The organism is Burkholderia sp. 10_S31, assembly GCF_056930375.1.
Genome location: NZ_JBXOWK010000001.1, coordinates 106032 through 120317, shown reverse-complemented (window position 1 = coordinate 120317; position 14286 = coordinate 106032). Strand labels below are relative to the sequence as shown.

Here is a 14286-nt window from a genome sequence, read left to right as displayed (position 1 = left end):
GACGGGAGCGCGTTCGGGCTCGCCTCGAGCACGCCTGACGCTTCGCACTCGACCTCACAAGGAGCCTGCATGCTGCACATCCTCGGCAAGATCCCGTCCATCAACGTCCGCAAGGTGCTGTGGCTGTGCACCGAACTCAACCTGCCGTTCGAACAGGAAGACTGGGGCTCGGGCTTTCGCACGACCAACGACCCGACCTATCTCGCGCTGAATCCGAATGGTCTCGTGCCCGTCGTCAAGGACGACGACTTCGTGCTGTGGGAGTCGAACACGATCATCCGCTATCTCGCGAACCGCTATGGCGGCGACGCGCTCTATCCGGCCGAGCCGCAGGCGCGCGCACGGGTCGATCAGTGGATCGACTGGCAGGGCGCGGACCTGAACCGTTCGTGGGTCGGCGCGTTCCTCGGCCTCGTGCGCAAGTCGCCCGATCACCAGGACCCGGCGGCGATCGCGCAGTCGATCGCGGGCTGGACGAAGCACATGAAGGTGCTGAACGCACAGCTCGAAGCGACCGAAGCGTTCGTGGCGGGCGATCACTTCACGCTCGCCGACATTCCGATCGGCCTGTCGGTGAACCGCTGGTTCGGCACGCCGTTCGAGCATCCGGACTTCCCGGCGGTGACGCGCTACATCGAGCGTCTGGCGACGCGCGAAGGCTTCAAGCGATACGCGGGCAGCGCGAACCCGTAACGCATCGCATGTCGCGCGCGGTGCAGGGCCGGCGGTTCGACTGCCGCCGCCGCACCGCGGCATGTCACGTACCGGATGCCGGTACGGCCTCGAGCACGCGTGCGAGAAACGCCTCGTGATTCCACGCGGATTCCGGCCGCGACAACCCGAGCCGCACGACCACCAGCTCGCGGCTCGGCACCACGCTCACGAACTGGCCTTCATGGCCGACCGCGTGAAACGCGTCGGCCGGCATCGCGCGCGCATGCGGATCGCGATCGTTGAACGGCTCCGGCACCTTGACCCACAGTTGCGCGCCGAATTCCTGCCGCGTCGATTGCGGCGTCGCGCGCGTCAGGTAGCGCACCCAGCCTTGCGGCAGCAGTCGCTGCCCGTTCCACACCCCGTCCTGCAGCAGAAGCTGCCCGAAGCGCGCCCAGTCGCGCGCGCTCGCATACATGAACGACGCGCTGCCGAGCGTGCCGGCCGCATCGGGCTCGAACACCGCACTGCGCATCTCGAGCGGCGCGAACAGCGCACGGCGCGGAAATGCAAGGTAATCGTCCTCGGTGCCGCCCATCGCTTCGCGCATCACGCGCGCGACGATCGCGCTCGTGCCGCTCGAGTAATGCCACTGCGTGCCGGGCTTTGCGGCGAGCGGCTTGGCCGACGCGAAGCGCGCGGTGTCGGGCTGCGTGAACAGCATCACGGCGACGTCGGACAGCGGGTCGTCGTAGTCTTCGTTGAATTGCAGGCCGCTCGTCATTCGCAGCAGTTCGTCGAGCGTGATCGCCGCGCGCGGGTCGCCGCTGTCGCGCCATTCGGGCAGCAGCGCCGACGCATCCGGCGACAGCTTGTGCTGCGCGACGAGCACGCCGACCAGTGCGGCCGTCACGGTCTTCGTCATCGACCAGCCGGGCAGCGGCGTGTCGGCCGTGAAGCCGGGCGCGTAGCGCTCGGCGATCACCTGCCCGCGCCACATCACGACGACCGCACGGGTGCGCCGCGGCCGTGCCGGATCGGGTTCGTCGAACGCGCGGTCGAGTGCGGCCTGCAGCTTGCGTGTGTCGATGCCGGTGGGCGGGGCGGCCGGCGCCGCTTCCTTCGCGGGCGGTGGGTCGGCGACGGGCGGCAGCGCGGCCGGCAGCACGCCGGGCGACGGCCCGAGCGCGAGCGTGCAGCCGAGCCCGGGACGGAAGTCCGCCTCGCGTTGCGCGAAGCCGGCGAAGGTCGCGACGGCGCGATGATGCTCGGGATCGATCGACGGACGCACCAGTTTCAGCAGCGGATGCACGCCGGCCATGATGTCGACATCGATCACCGACGCGGCCGGACGGCCTGATACGAATACGCCGGAACACAGCGCCTTCGCGGCATAGCCCGTCGCGATCGGGGCGAGCCGCGACAGCATGTAGCCGGTGTAGCCGACCGCGGCGACGAGCGCGACGGCGACGCCGCGTCGGATCAGCGATTTGAAGGGGGGCGTCATGCGCGAGCGTCCTCGGTGGCGTGCCGGCCGGCAACGATCCGGCAGTGTCGCAGGTTCGGGCAAGCGGTGGCAATCGCGGGGGAGCGACGCCGGACGGCATCGCCCAGGCGGCATCGCCCAGGCGGCATGGTGCCCGGCGTGTGCGAATCGCATGTGTCGATCGCGCAGGTTCGAACGGGCCGCATGCGGCCCGTTCATACGGTGCGTCATTGTGCGTTGTCGTTGTCCGAACGCAGTGTCCAGACCGTCGCGGTATTCGTGTTGTCGTCGACGGCCGCGAATTCCGGATGACCCTTGCTGCCTTGCCCGAACGCGAGGCCGAAGGCTGCGCCCGGCACGGTGTCGACCTGCATCTGCGCGACGAAGCGTCCGTCCACCGTGAATTCGACGATCTCGCTCGGATGCTGCGGATCGGGATTGACCGCATCGCCGTTCGCGGTCACGAGATGGCCGTTCGGCGCGAGCGCCAGGGCGAGCGGGCCGTGCAGGTGTGCGGCATCGAAGTAGATCATCCGTCCGACGCCACCGTTGCGGTTCGTCGATGCGGCGTTCTGGATCGCGAACACCGCGTTGTCGCCGGTGGACGCGACGTACAGGACGTCGACTTTCGGGTCGTACGCGAGACCGGTCGGGCCGACGACGAGCGCGTTGGGATCGGTCCGGTTCACGTAACCCGACGCGATGATGCGCGAGCTCGGCAGCATCGTGACGCCATCGGGGCCGATCACCAGTTCGATCCGTGCGACCGTCCCATTGAGCACGTTGGACACGAACGCGGTCACGCGCGGACCGTGATCGATCACGGTCATGTCCCACGGCCCGTCGAGCAGCGTGGCGCTGACCAGTTGCGTGACGAGATTGCCTTGCGGACCGATGACGAGCAGCGAACCCGGTGCGACCACGGTCTTGCCGTCCGGCGCGGGGACGTTGCCGACCAGCACGAAGCCGCTGCGCAGCACCGTGAGCGCGGTCGTCAGGCCGAGATTGCTGCCCTGGAAGAACGTTGCCGGCGTTTTGCCGGGCGACAGCTTCACGATCGTCGTGCCGGTGCCTTGCGCGTTCGACGCCGCGTTGAAGTTGGACACGACGACGTCGCCCGATTTCAGCGTGCTCCAGCTCGGCACGCCGCGCGGCACGAACGCGATGCCGTACGGATTGACGTCGCCGTTGGCCGGCACGGTCGACGCGGTGACCGACGAGACGACCGGCAGGATGATGTCGCTGTCGCCGGCCCACGCGAAAGCCGACGACAATGCGACCACTCCGGCGCCGCAAGCCGCGTGGCATAGCGTGCGCGCCAACGTGCGACGGGCGTGGGCAAAGAGCGGCGGGTGAATCGCGAGGACGGGCGGGGCGGGTGAACGACAGGAAGGGAGAGGGTTCATGGCATGACTCCGGTTGATGATCGCAATCAGTCATCCCGGCTGCCGGCCTGCGCAGCCGACGGGTGTCCGGCGCGGGTTCGCGATCGTGCGCGAATCCACGCTCGGAATAAACGGATCGCGACGGCCGAATATTCCCTCAGTCGACGGACATCGCATGCGAGCCGGCGTGCATTGTTCACCGCAATCGCGACACGTCCTGACAAGTTGAAATCCGACCCGCCATCGGCCGATAATCGTCCGGCATCGTTCCCAGTCAAACCGCAATCGGAAAAATCGGAAAACGCCATGTCCTACGACAACAACAACCCGTTCGCCAGGATCCTGCGCGGCGAACTGCCGTGCGTGAAGGTCGCCGAAGACGACGCAACCCTCGCGATCATGGATCTCATGCCGCAGGCCGACGGTCACGTGCTCGTGATCCCGAAGGAGCCGGCCGCGCAGATCTTCGAGCTGTCCGGCGATGCGGCCGCGGCCGGCATCCGCATGACGCAGCGCGTCGCGGCGGCCGTGCGCGCGGCGCTCGGGCCGGACGGCGTGTTCATCGGCCAGTTCAACGGCGCGGCCGCGGGCCAGACGGTCCCGCATGTGCATTTCCACGTGATCCCGCGCTGGGAAGGCGTCGAGCTGCGGCTGCACGCGCGCGACATCGCCGATGCGGCCACGCTCGAATCGGTCGCGCAGCGCATCCGCGCACATTTCGTGTAACGCGTGCACGGCGGGTGGTTCCCGCGGCGCCAGCGGGCGCGCGCCGCGACGCCGTTCGCATCTGTTTCAGCAGTCACGCTCGGTAACACGTGTAACCGCCCGAGAAACTCGGCTCGGCCGCCCCGGCGCTAGACTCCGCGCATTGCTTCATCGAGCGACAGGAAGGGCGTGCGACCCCTTCGTGCCGGCCGTCGCAAGATGCGACGGCCCGGTGTTCGCAAGGTGTCATGTGTCCTCTTCGCCGGGAATCGAGCCATGTACAAAGTCCTCATCACGTTTGCGCTGATCGCCGGCCTGTCCGGCTGTTACGTCGCGCCGCCTTACGGTTACGCCCCCGCGCCGGCTTATTACGGCTATGCGCCCGCGTATTACGCACCGCCCGTCAGTGTCGGGATCGGCGGGCACTTCCGTATTCGCTGACCACGCGGCGGGCGCGGGCTTGCCCCGCACGTCGATCGACCGCGTCGTTCGACGTTCCGCCGCCGCTTCCCGCAGGGAAGATTCGCGCGCCGCATGACGGCGCGTCTGCGCATCGCTCGCCCGGGTTCCTATACTTCACAGGAAAGTCCACTCCGGCGAGGCAGCCATGGCCGTTACGCGCAAGGTCGCAATCGTGTCGGGCGTCTCCACGCTCGTCTATCTCGGGCTCGCCGTGCTCGGCATCGGCGGGTTCGCAGCCTTCTTCTCGCATCCGCAACTGACCGTCATCGTCGTCGCGACGTTCGCGCTGGCCGTCGCCGCGTTGTTTACCGAAGGCAACCTGAGCGCCGGCGAACGCGAGAACCGCGACAACCGCTGGGTGCTCGCGGCCTTCGCGGCGAGCGGCTTCCTGCTCGCCTATCTGCCCGCGCTGACCGACCGGCTCGATGTATGGACCTTCGGTGGCGACACGGTGCGCTGGATCGGCGTCGTGCTGTATGTCGCGGGCGGCGTGCTGCGTATCTGGCCCGTATTCGTGCTCGGCAAGCGCTTCAGCGGGCTCGTCGCGATCCAGCCGGGCCATACGCTCGTGACGGGCGGCATCTACAGGCGCATCCGCAACCCGAGCTATCTGGGCCTGGTCGTCAATTCGATCGGCTGGGCGTTCGCGTTCCGCTCGGGCGTCGGCCTGCTGCTCGTCGCGCTGACGATGGTGCCGCTCGTGGCGCGCATCCGTTCCGAGGAAGCGCTGCTGCGCGCGCAGTTCGGCGCCGAATACGACGCGTACTGCGCGCACACCTGGCGGCTGCTTCCCGGCGTGTACTGACCCTCGTTTGCTTCGAACGGGCGGCGCGCGTCGATCTGGCCCCGCTGCGCTCGCCGATGTGTTGCCACCTGTGTCCGAACTCGCGATGCGGACGCTTCCCGCACCGTCATCCCGACCGGCCGATCGTCGTCGAAGCCTTTGCCGGCGGGCGTTGCCGGACGATTCGGCAAGCCTTTCCGAGTCGCCTTCCGGTAAACAACTTGTTACCAGAATGTCGACGGCAGCGGGGCTCGACCGGTGCTATTCTTCGCCGCAAGCTCATTGAAATGAATTGGTCCGGGATTCGGCACAATGCCGGCATCGACGTCGATCGGTTCAGATCGTCGTATCGAGCGGACTTTCAATAACCAGATTGCGAACAAGGAAGAATACGGGAATGTGGAAGAAAATTGCCCCCACTCTCGTCGTCGCCGTGCTGACCGGCGCGACCGCACTGCCGGCAATGGCCGGTGACCTGAACAACGCGCTCGGCGGCGCGCTCGGCGGGGTTGCCGGCGCAGCGGTCGGCGGCGCGGTCGGCGGCAGCACGGGCTCCGTGATCGGCGGCGCGATCGGCGGCGGCGCGGGCGGCGCAGTGACGGCGAACCGTCACGAGCGCACCGGCGCGATCATCGGCGGCGCACTCGGCGGCGGCGCGGGTACCGCGGCCGGCAACGCGATGGGCGGCCGCACGGGCGGCCTGCTGGGCGCAGCCGTTGGCGGCGGCGCCGGCGCGGCGCTCGGCGGCAACCTGTCGCGCAACTCGTACGACCGCGGCGATCACGGCGGTCGCGGTTATCGTCACCGCAAGCATCGCCATCACCGCGACTGGGACTGATCGCCGCGGGCGCGGCACGGTGCGCGGCCTGCGCACCGGCGCGCCCGACGCGTCGGCACCCGATCCGACAGCCGGCCCGGCAGCCTCAGCCGGGCCGCCTTCGCCGGCAAGACCGGCGGCCTTCATCGCCTTCATCCCCTTCGGCAGTTCAAGCCCGGCCCCGCTCGACGGCTCGGCACGCTCCCTCCCGCTTTACCTTTCCCGCTTGCAGACCACATCGCCAGTTGCACTGACATGCAGCCGGGCAGGTTTGGCCGACACCACGCGATATCGCTGATCGACGCGTTGTCCTCCGGTCATCAGGATTTCCCTGATGCGCCGACCGTTTGCGACACGCGTGCACCGGCCATCGCGGGCGCCGGCGGGTAGTGCGAAATCGAATGGATGTCATCGCAACATTTAATTGGTCGATCAGGATCGACTTCGCTATCGTCAACGCTGCCCGCGTACGGAATCGAACCGTGCCGTCCCCCGTGCCCCGCCGCATGACCCCGAGTGTCCGCGGCCCGGCCGCCGGACCCACAGGCATGGGTCGCCCCGCCCGCTGAACCGGGCGGACCCGTCGCGAAGCCTGGCCGACCGAAAGAAGGCGCCCGCGCTTTCAAGCCACCCCGGCAACGATGTCCCGCCGCCGCATGCGTGCCCCACGCGCGTGCCGCGCCTGCCGTTGCTACCCGGGGCCGGACCAACCCATTGCCTGGATGCTTTATGTCTAAGACAACGTATTACGCGCCGCATGGCGGCCACCCGCCGCAGACCGATCTGCTGACCGATCGCGCGATGTTCACCGAGGCGTACGCGGTCATTCCGAAGGGAGTGATGCGCGACATCGTCACGAGCTGGCTGCCGTTCTGGACCAACACGCGCCTGTGGGTGATCGCGCGTCCGCTGTCGGGTTTCGCCGAAACCTTCTCGCAGTACATCGTCGAAGTGAACCCGGGCGGCGGCAGCGACAAGCCCGAGCAGGACAAGAACGCCGAAGCCGTGCTGTTCGTGGTCGAAGGCGAGGCCGAGCTGACGCTGCAGGGCAAGAAGCACACGCTGAAGCCGGGCGGCTACGCATTCATTCCGCCGGGCGCCGACTGGACGCTGCACAACGTCAGCGATGCGGCCGTGCGTTTCCACTGGATCCGCAAGCACTATCAGGTCGTCGACGGCATTGCGCTGCCGGAAGCGTTCGTGACCAACGAGCAGGACGTCGAGCCGATCGCGATGCCGGGCACCAACGGCGCATGGGTGACGACGCGCTTCGTCGACATGAGCGACATGCGCCACGACATGCACGTGAACATCGTGACGTTCGAGCCGGGCGGCGTGATTCCGTTCGCCGAGACGCACGTGATGGAGCACGGCCTGTACGTGCTCGAAGGCAAGGCCGTCTATCGCCTGAACCAGGACTGGGTCGAGGTGGAAGCGGGCGACTTCATGTGGTTGCGCGCATTCTGTCCGCAGGCATGCTATTCGGGTGGCCCTGGCCGCTTCCGCTACCTGCTGTACAAGGATGTGAACCGTCACATGAACCTGACGCTGAATCCCGCGCGCTAAGCGTTGCGCGCGTCGGACCCGAAAGCCCGCCGGTGTATGCCGGCGGGTTTTTTGTTGGCGACGTGGTTCGATGCAACCGGCGTGACGGCGTGCGTGCGTCGCGCGCTACTCGCCGAGCGCGGTGGCGGCCAGCATCGCGACCTGCAGCCGCGTATCGGGCGGCAGTTCGTCTTCCATCAGCCAGACCGCCGACAGGCCGGCCCATGCGAGGATCCATTGCAGCAGCCGGCGCCGGTCGAGTTGCGCCGTCTCGGCGACGAGCATCACACGCCGCGCGAAGCGCGCGGGATCGACCGCGATGTCGTGCGCGGGATTGCAGAACAGGTTCGCGTAGTCGAACGCGCGGTCGCCGCGCAATCCCTTCGGATCGATCGCGAGCCAGCCGCGATCGCCGAAGTGCAGCAGGTTGCCGTGATGAATGTCGCCGTGCAGCACGGCGTCGTCGACGGGTTGCACGGCCAGCAGCCGGTACGCGGTCGCGGCAGAGCGGCGCAGCACGTCGTCGTCCGTGTCGAGCGACAGCAGCGCGTAGAACCAGTCGTGCAGCGGCACGACCGCGGGCGGCGCCGGTGCGCGATGCGCATGCAGCCGCGCGACGGCATCGCACGCGATCCGGATCGCATCGTCGTCGTGGCCGGCAGCGGACAGGCCGGCGAGCGTCGGCGCCGGCTGCGCGCGTTCGAGCAGCACCGCGTCGCTGTCGTGCAACCACACGCGGGCGGCGCCATCCCCGTTCCACCAGGTCATCAGCGCATTGCCGCGACGCTCTTCGTCGCAGGTGGCGACCTTCAGCATCGCGGGACGTGCGTGCCAGACGACGGGCAGCACGCCGCCGCTCGCGGTCAGGATCGGGCCGCCGTCGGGAACGAGGTCCCACAGGCGCAGGTACGTGTCGAACATGCGGACGATGGTACAGGCGAACCGGCTCGTCCGCAGCGCGGTTCGGGCGGCGCTGCCGCCCGCGTGCCCATCCTTTCCTAAATAGAATTTAGCCAACCAAACTTTGGCTAAAGAATGTTCCGGTTTCGCGTCATCCCTTCGACAATGCGCGCCTTCCGTGACCGATGGGCGCCACTCGAGCGCCCGCTGTCGCCGCATCGAAGAAGGAGCCCGCATGACCGACCACACCGCCAACCCTCCGCCGTCACCGGCGCCGCCTCACACGTCATCGCGCCGCCGTGCATGGCGCACGCTCGCAGGCGCGCTGCTCGGTCTGACGCTCGCATGCGCGGGCATCGGCGCATGGACGATCCAGCGCATCTGGACGCAGTTGCCGTCCGTCGGGCACCTGGCGTCGGCGCGCAACGCGTTCGTGATGGACAGCATGCTGCGCGACGTCGTGAAGGCCGGCACCGCGCGCGGCGCGCTTGCGCTGCGCCGCGCCGACGCGGCCGGCAAGGCGGGCACGTCGAACGGCTCGAAGGACGTGTGGTCTGCTGGCTATTCGTCCGGCATCGTCGCGGTCGCATGGCTCGGTTACGACACGCCGCACCCGATTGGGCGCGCGACCGGCGCGACGCTCGCGCTGCCGGTCTGGTTCGACTACATGGGGACGGCTGCCGACGGACGCACGCCGGTCGAGGCAACGCCGCCGCAGGACGTCGCGCTCGTCGACGGCGATTTCGGATACGCCGAATACACGCGCGGCACGTGCACGGCCGACGTACCGGCGTATATCCATAGCCGCTTTGCGTGCGGCGGTGCGGTGGTGGTGACGGGTGCATCCGGCACGCCTGGCGATAGCGACAAGTCCGGCGAGCCGATGCCCGCAGCTGTCGATGCGGCTGAGCGCGAACGCGTGCTCGACCTGTTCCGGACGGATGACTGACGCGCACCATGCATACGCTCTACTTGATTGCGATCGTCGCGGAAGCGATGTCGGGCGCGCTGATGGGCATGCGGCGCGGGATGGACCGCTTCGGGCTCGCGCTCGTCGGCGCGGTGACCGCGCTCGGCGGTGGCACCGTGCGCGACGTGCTGCTCGGCCACTATCCGCTCGGCTGGATCGCGCATCCCGAGTACCTGGTGATCACGCTCGTCGCGGCGACGGTCGCGTCGTGGGCCGCACGGCACGTCGCGCGGATGAAGACGCTGTTCGTCACCGTCGATGCGATCGGCCTCGCGGCGTTCACGATCATCGGCTGCGACATCGGCGCGTCGACGGGCACCGCGCCGATCATCGTCGTGCTGGCCGGTGCGATCACCGGCGTATGCGGCGGGATGCTGCGCGACCTGCTGTGCAACGAGATGCCGCTGATCCTGCGCGAGGAGCTGTACGCGAGTGTCGCGTTCTTCACGGGCGCGCTGTATGTCGGGATGCTGTATCTCGGCATCGATGCGGGGCTTGCGACGGTGGTCGCGCTGGCGGCGGGCTTCACGATGCGGATGCTTGCCGTGCGGTTCGGATGGAAGATGCGGACGTTCGGCGCGGCGGACGTCGAGCATTGAGCGACGAGGCGCCTGGCGCGCCGCCATGTGCGGATGAACGCCGCGTCGCCGCTCGCGCGCGACCGTGCGCACGAACTGCACGCGGGCGAGCTCGCCGCCCCAGAGTGTCGTCACGTTGGTCCGTTCGCGCACAACAAGCGACGAACGGCGAATTGAAAGGGAATTGATAAATTCGTCATTACAAATGCGAATTATTATCAATATGGGGACGGAAAGCGGCGTGTGCGGACGCGCACTGTCCGCGCGGATCGGGCGAGCCGCGCGGGACAAATTCGGGAGAAGCGGGCCGGCCCTAAGCCAGCGATTCGATGCGAATCAGCAGGTTGCGCGCATGTGCAAGGAACGCGTCGTGCGTCGCGCGATCGCCGTGGCCTTCGAAGCCGGCCTGTTCGGCAAACGCGAGTTGTTCGGCGTAGAGGTCGACCAGTGCGCAGCGTTCGTCGGGCGGCATCGTGCGGATCATCGAGACGAGCAGCAGTTCCTGCGCGCGCAGCATGCCGGACAGCGATTGGGCGTTCATGCCGACCTCCTCGAACGATGCGGCGGCGTGCCGCTCTTTCATACTAGGAGGTTGGCGCGCACAGCGGAAATCAGCCGGCAGCCGTCGCCGTCCGTGCATTGCGCACGACCTGCGCGACGCGCTCGACGAACTCGGGGTCGACGCTCGACAGCGCTTCGCGCTTGCCGTCGGGCATCTCGACCATCAGCCGGTACGTGATGTCCTGCGTGGTCCATGCGAGATAACCGACGACGGCGAGCATCACGCCGACGACCAGCGCGCCGCTCGATGCGCCGATGCCGCCGGCGATGGCGGTGGCCACGCCGATCAGCGAGATCAGCGACGGCACGAGACGATTCTTCGGGATCTTGACGACGTCGACGTTGCGGATGTCACGCAGCGGGAAGACTTGCCCGGCGGCCGACAGGCCGTTGCGCGTGACCATCACGCCGCGTTCGTTGAATGCGTTTTCCATCGTATGTTACGTGGACGAAAACGCGCAGCGTAGCAGACTTCGTTGCCGCGTCAAACGAGACCGAGTGCCGCACGATGCGTGCGGGCCGGTTGCGACGCGGGCAGCGACGCGCGTGGAAGGGAATCAGAACTGCAGCCGGCCGTCGCCGTACAGGCGGCCCGGCACGTGCGACGCGACGACCTCGGCGATCTCTTCGTCGGTCGATTCGGCCGGCACGATCTGACGCCGCGCGGGCGCGTCGAGATGCATCGTCCATTCGACGAGCCGGTACGGGCGGCCCCAGGGACGCTGCATTTCCACCGACACGCGGCAGCTCTGGACCGGTAGCGAATGTTGGCACGTCAGAATCGCGTGCAGATGGCTGAAAACGGTATCTTCGATCATCTTGGCCTCCGATCCTGTCTTGTGGGCAGTTGATGGCGGTGCCGTAGTAGGTCTCAAAAAAAAAGCCGCCGGTGCTCAGGCGGCCAACAGGGGGGGTGAGAGCATCCTCTCAGCCCAGAATTAAGCGAAACTTAAAAGCCCATAAAAAAGCGCCCCGCGTGGAGCGGGGCGCTTCTTGCCGTTCTTGCCGTCGTGATCCGCGAGTTAAGCGGATGCTTTAGAACTTGTGACGGATACCGACGCGAGCAGCGATCTGGTTCTGCGCACCGTTGCCCGACGTGCTGAAGTAGCTCGTGCTCGAGCCGATCTGCGCTTGCACGTTGTTGCCCGATGCCTTCTGACCGATGACCAGGGCATACACGTCCGTACGCTTGCTGAGCGCGTAGTCCAGCGCCAGGTTGCCCTGGTTCCAGTGCGCCGAGTTGCCGCTTTGCGTTGCGTTCGTGTACGTGTAGCCGACAGCTGCCGACAGGGCCGGCGTGATCGCATACTTCAGGCCTGCTTCGTATGCGTTGTAGAACGTGCCCGACGCACCGGCTGCGACCGGGGTGAACTGCGTGCGCGTCCACAGGGCCCATGCCGTTGCCGGGCCGAAGATGTAGCGGCCGCCGACGCCGTACGTGCGCAGGTCGCGGATGTTACCCGTGCTGATGTTCGCGATCGTCGTCGAGAATGCCGGCGACGACTGGCTCGGGAAGCGGATGTCCGTGTAGGCCGCGCCGAGTGCGAACGGACCGTTCGCGTAGTTCACGCCGAAGCTGTATGCACGCGACGAGCCGCCGGTGTTCGTGGTGCCCGTGCCCGCTGCGCCGGCGAAGTCGGTCGAGTTCGAGAAGCCGTACAACGCGCCGAACGTGAAGCCGGCGTAGTTCGCGCTCTGGAACTTCACCGAGTTGTTGATGCGGCTCGACGTGAGCTGGTCGACGTCGTTCACGTGGTACGCGTAGTTGCCCGCGACCGTGTTGCCGCCCGTCGAGTAGTTCGAGCCGAGTACGTCGGTCGAGAACGAGTACTGACGACCAAGCGTCAGCGTGCCGTATTGCGACTGGCTCAGGCCGACATAAGCCTGGCGGCCGAAGATCGCGCCGCCCTGGCCGATCGTGCCGTTGCCGCTGTTGAAGCCGTTTTCGAGCACGAAGATCGCCTTCAGGCCGCCACCGAGGTCTTCGGTGCCGCGCAGGCCCCAACGGCTGCCCTGGGCCACGCCGTCGTCGTACTTGAACATCTTGCCGCTGCCGCCGTTTGCGGTCTTGCTGTGGTTCACGTAGCTGATACCGGCGTCGATCACGCCGTACAGGGTGACGCTGCTTTGTGCGTGTGCCGTGCCGGCCGTTGCTGCGAGGATGGCGATGGTCAACAGTTTCTTGTTCAAAGGATTCTCCGAGCGAGTAAATGGCGTGTCCAGTTGCGGTTCCGGCGCTCTCTGCGGGCGCTTTCACGGACCGGCGGCAACTTTATCGGCGGGCCACGTAATGAATGTGACAGCCTCTGTCATATGACGAATCTGTGGTGCCGATGCGACATTGGATTTTGCACGGTTGTATAGCGGGGAGTTATACCGATTCCGCCTGAGATTCGATCGGGATCCGGAATATGCACATGAAACAAGCTTCGTTGGTGCCGTTCCGGCCCCGTGTCACGATGCGCGCTTCGACCACGACACGGGACAAGAGGACACCATGCGACGTTCGATCCTGACCGGCCTCGGCGCGCTTGCCGCGGCGCTGGCCTTTGCCGCACCCGGCGCGCATGCCGAAGCGCAGACGCTGAAGATCGGCACGATGAGCGGCCCCGACGCACAGATCTGGACCGAGGTGACGAAAGTCGCCGCACGCGAAGGCCTTGCGATCAAGGTCATCGAATTCAACGACTACGTGCAGCCGAACGCGGCGCTCGACGCGGGCGACCTCGATGCGAACGGTTTTCAGCACCAGCCGTTTCTCGACAGCCAGATCAAGCAGCGCGGCTACCGGATCGTGAACGTCGGGCTGACCTACACGGCGCCGATGGGCTTCTATTCGAAGCAGTTCAAGTCGCTGAAGGACTTGCCGGCTGGCGCGAAGGTCGGGATCCAGAACGATCCGTCGAACGGCAACCGCGCGCTGCTGCTGCTGCAGAAATACGGGGTGATCAAGCTGAAGGCGGGCGCCGGCACGAACGGCGTGAACGCGACGCCGCTCGACGTCGCCGAGAATCCGAAGAAGATCAGGATCGTCGAGCTCGACGCCGCGCAACTGCCGCGCGCGTTGCCCGATCTCGATGCCGCGTCGATCAACACCGACTATGCGGTGAAGGCCGGGCTCACGCCGGAGAAGGATGCGATCGCGATCGAGGATCTGCGCGGGCCGTACGCGAACCTGATCGCGGTGCGCGCGCAGGACAAGGACAAGCCGTGGGTGAAGAAGCTCGTCGCGGCGTATGAATCGGACGACGTGCGCAAGTTCATCGACCGGAAGTTCGGCGGCGCGATCGTGCCGGCGTTCTGAACGACGGCGCAAGCAGGCCGTTGCCCGGCCGCATCGCCGGGCAGTCCGCCCGGCCGAAAAGCAAATCGCCCGCGCAAGCGGGCGATTTCGTTGGCGCGCGCCGTGATGCGGCGCGCGGGCCGGCAGCGCAGGCCG

General features: G+C 67.2%; 15 protein-coding genes and 1 pseudogene. 9 read left to right on the top strand and 7 right to left on the bottom strand.

Annotation, left to right across the window (positions count from 1 at the left end; translation table 11 throughout):
* Nucleotides 1-69 precede the first annotated feature (69 nt).
* Entirely contained in the window at nt 70-693 is a 624-nt protein-coding gene (locus AC1Z3W_RS00550) for a glutathione S-transferase family protein (RefSeq protein WP_483506626.1), read from the top strand.
* A 64-nt stretch (nt 694-757) separates the two neighbouring features.
* Here AC1Z3W_RS00550 and AC1Z3W_RS00545 read toward each other — a convergent pair whose 3' ends face one another.
* On the bottom strand, nt 758-2161 hold the full coding sequence (locus AC1Z3W_RS00545; RefSeq protein WP_483506625.1) for a serine hydrolase domain-containing protein: 1404 nt from the start codon (nt 2159-2161) through the stop codon (nt 758-760).
* A gap of 206 nt (nt 2162-2367) precedes the next feature.
* Nucleotides 2368-3546 (bottom strand): NHL repeat-containing protein, encoded by a 1179-nt coding sequence (locus tag AC1Z3W_RS00540; protein WP_175826405.1) that lies wholly within the window; start codon nt 3544-3546, stop codon nt 2368-2370.
* A gap of 285 nt (nt 3547-3831) precedes the next feature.
* Between AC1Z3W_RS00540 and AC1Z3W_RS00535 the strand changes: the two genes are divergently transcribed.
* The 5 genes from AC1Z3W_RS00535 to AC1Z3W_RS00515 all read left to right on the top strand — a co-directional run bounded on the left by AC1Z3W_RS00535 (nt 3832) and on the right by AC1Z3W_RS00515 (nt 7859).
* Entirely contained in the window at nt 3832-4251 is a 420-nt protein-coding gene (locus AC1Z3W_RS00535) for an HIT family protein (protein WP_124832667.1), read from the top strand.
* 255 nt (nt 4252-4506) lie between these two features.
* Nucleotides 4507-4671 (top strand): hypothetical protein, encoded by a 165-nt coding sequence (locus tag AC1Z3W_RS00530; protein WP_162840550.1) that lies wholly within the window; start codon nt 4507-4509, stop codon nt 4669-4671.
* A gap of 166 nt (nt 4672-4837) precedes the next feature.
* A complete protein-coding gene (locus AC1Z3W_RS00525) occupies nt 4838-5497 on the top strand; it encodes a methyltransferase family protein (protein WP_483506623.1) in 660 nt (219 codons plus the stop codon).
* 376 nt (nt 5498-5873) lie between these two features.
* Entirely contained in the window at nt 5874-6314 is a 441-nt protein-coding gene (locus AC1Z3W_RS00520; RefSeq protein ID WP_057925634.1) for a hypothetical protein, read from the top strand.
* A gap of 708 nt (nt 6315-7022) precedes the next feature.
* Nucleotides 7023-7859 (top strand): bifunctional allantoicase/(S)-ureidoglycine aminohydrolase, encoded by an 837-nt coding sequence (locus AC1Z3W_RS00515; RefSeq protein WP_057925635.1) that lies wholly within the window; start codon nt 7023-7025, stop codon nt 7857-7859.
* A 105-nt stretch (nt 7860-7964) separates the two neighbouring features.
* On the opposite strand, the gene AC1Z3W_RS00510 is transcribed toward AC1Z3W_RS00515, so the two are convergent.
* Nucleotides 7965-8759: an aminoglycoside phosphotransferase family protein gene (locus AC1Z3W_RS00510; protein ID WP_483506621.1), complete on the bottom strand. Its 795-nt coding sequence runs from the start codon at nt 8757-8759 to the stop codon at nt 7965-7967.
* Nucleotides 8760-9150: 391 nt separating this feature from the next.
* On the opposite strand from AC1Z3W_RS00510, the pseudogene AC1Z3W_RS00505 reads away from it, so the two are divergent.
* Nucleotides 9151-9687, top strand: a pseudogene (locus AC1Z3W_RS00505) (penicillin-binding protein); the annotation flags it as partial.
* An 8-nt stretch (nt 9688-9695) separates the two neighbouring features.
* Nucleotides 9696-10307, top strand: a complete 612-nt coding sequence (locus AC1Z3W_RS00500) for a trimeric intracellular cation channel family protein (RefSeq protein WP_057925638.1) — start codon at nt 9696-9698, stop codon at nt 10305-10307.
* Nucleotides 10308-10599: 292 nt separating this feature from the next.
* Here AC1Z3W_RS00500 and AC1Z3W_RS00495 read toward each other — a convergent pair whose 3' ends face one another.
* The 4 genes from AC1Z3W_RS00495 to AC1Z3W_RS00480 all read right to left on the bottom strand — a co-directional run bounded on the left by AC1Z3W_RS00495 (nt 10600) and on the right by AC1Z3W_RS00480 (nt 13037).
* Nucleotides 10600-10827, bottom strand: a complete 228-nt coding sequence (locus AC1Z3W_RS00495) for a hypothetical protein (protein ID WP_057925725.1) — start codon at nt 10825-10827, stop codon at nt 10600-10602.
* A gap of 70 nt (nt 10828-10897) precedes the next feature.
* Nucleotides 10898-11281 (bottom strand): DUF6232 family protein, encoded by a 384-nt coding sequence (locus AC1Z3W_RS00490; RefSeq protein WP_483506620.1) that lies wholly within the window; start codon nt 11279-11281, stop codon nt 10898-10900.
* 123 nt (nt 11282-11404) lie between these two features.
* On the bottom strand, nt 11405-11665 hold the full coding sequence (locus AC1Z3W_RS00485) for a DUF2866 domain-containing protein (RefSeq protein WP_011548992.1): 261 nt from the start codon (nt 11663-11665) through the stop codon (nt 11405-11407).
* Between the two features lie 217 nt (nt 11666-11882).
* The gene (locus tag AC1Z3W_RS00480; RefSeq protein ID WP_057925640.1) at nt 11883-13037 is read right to left on the bottom strand and encodes a porin; all 1155 of its coding nucleotides are present in this window, start codon (nt 13035-13037) and stop codon (nt 11883-11885) included.
* 307 nt (nt 13038-13344) lie between these two features.
* On the opposite strand from AC1Z3W_RS00480, the gene AC1Z3W_RS00475 reads away from it, so the two are divergent.
* Nucleotides 13345-14151: a MetQ/NlpA family ABC transporter substrate-binding protein gene (locus AC1Z3W_RS00475; RefSeq protein WP_483506618.1), complete on the top strand. Its 807-nt coding sequence runs from the start codon at nt 13345-13347 to the stop codon at nt 14149-14151.
* Nucleotides 14152-14286 lie beyond the last annotated feature (135 nt).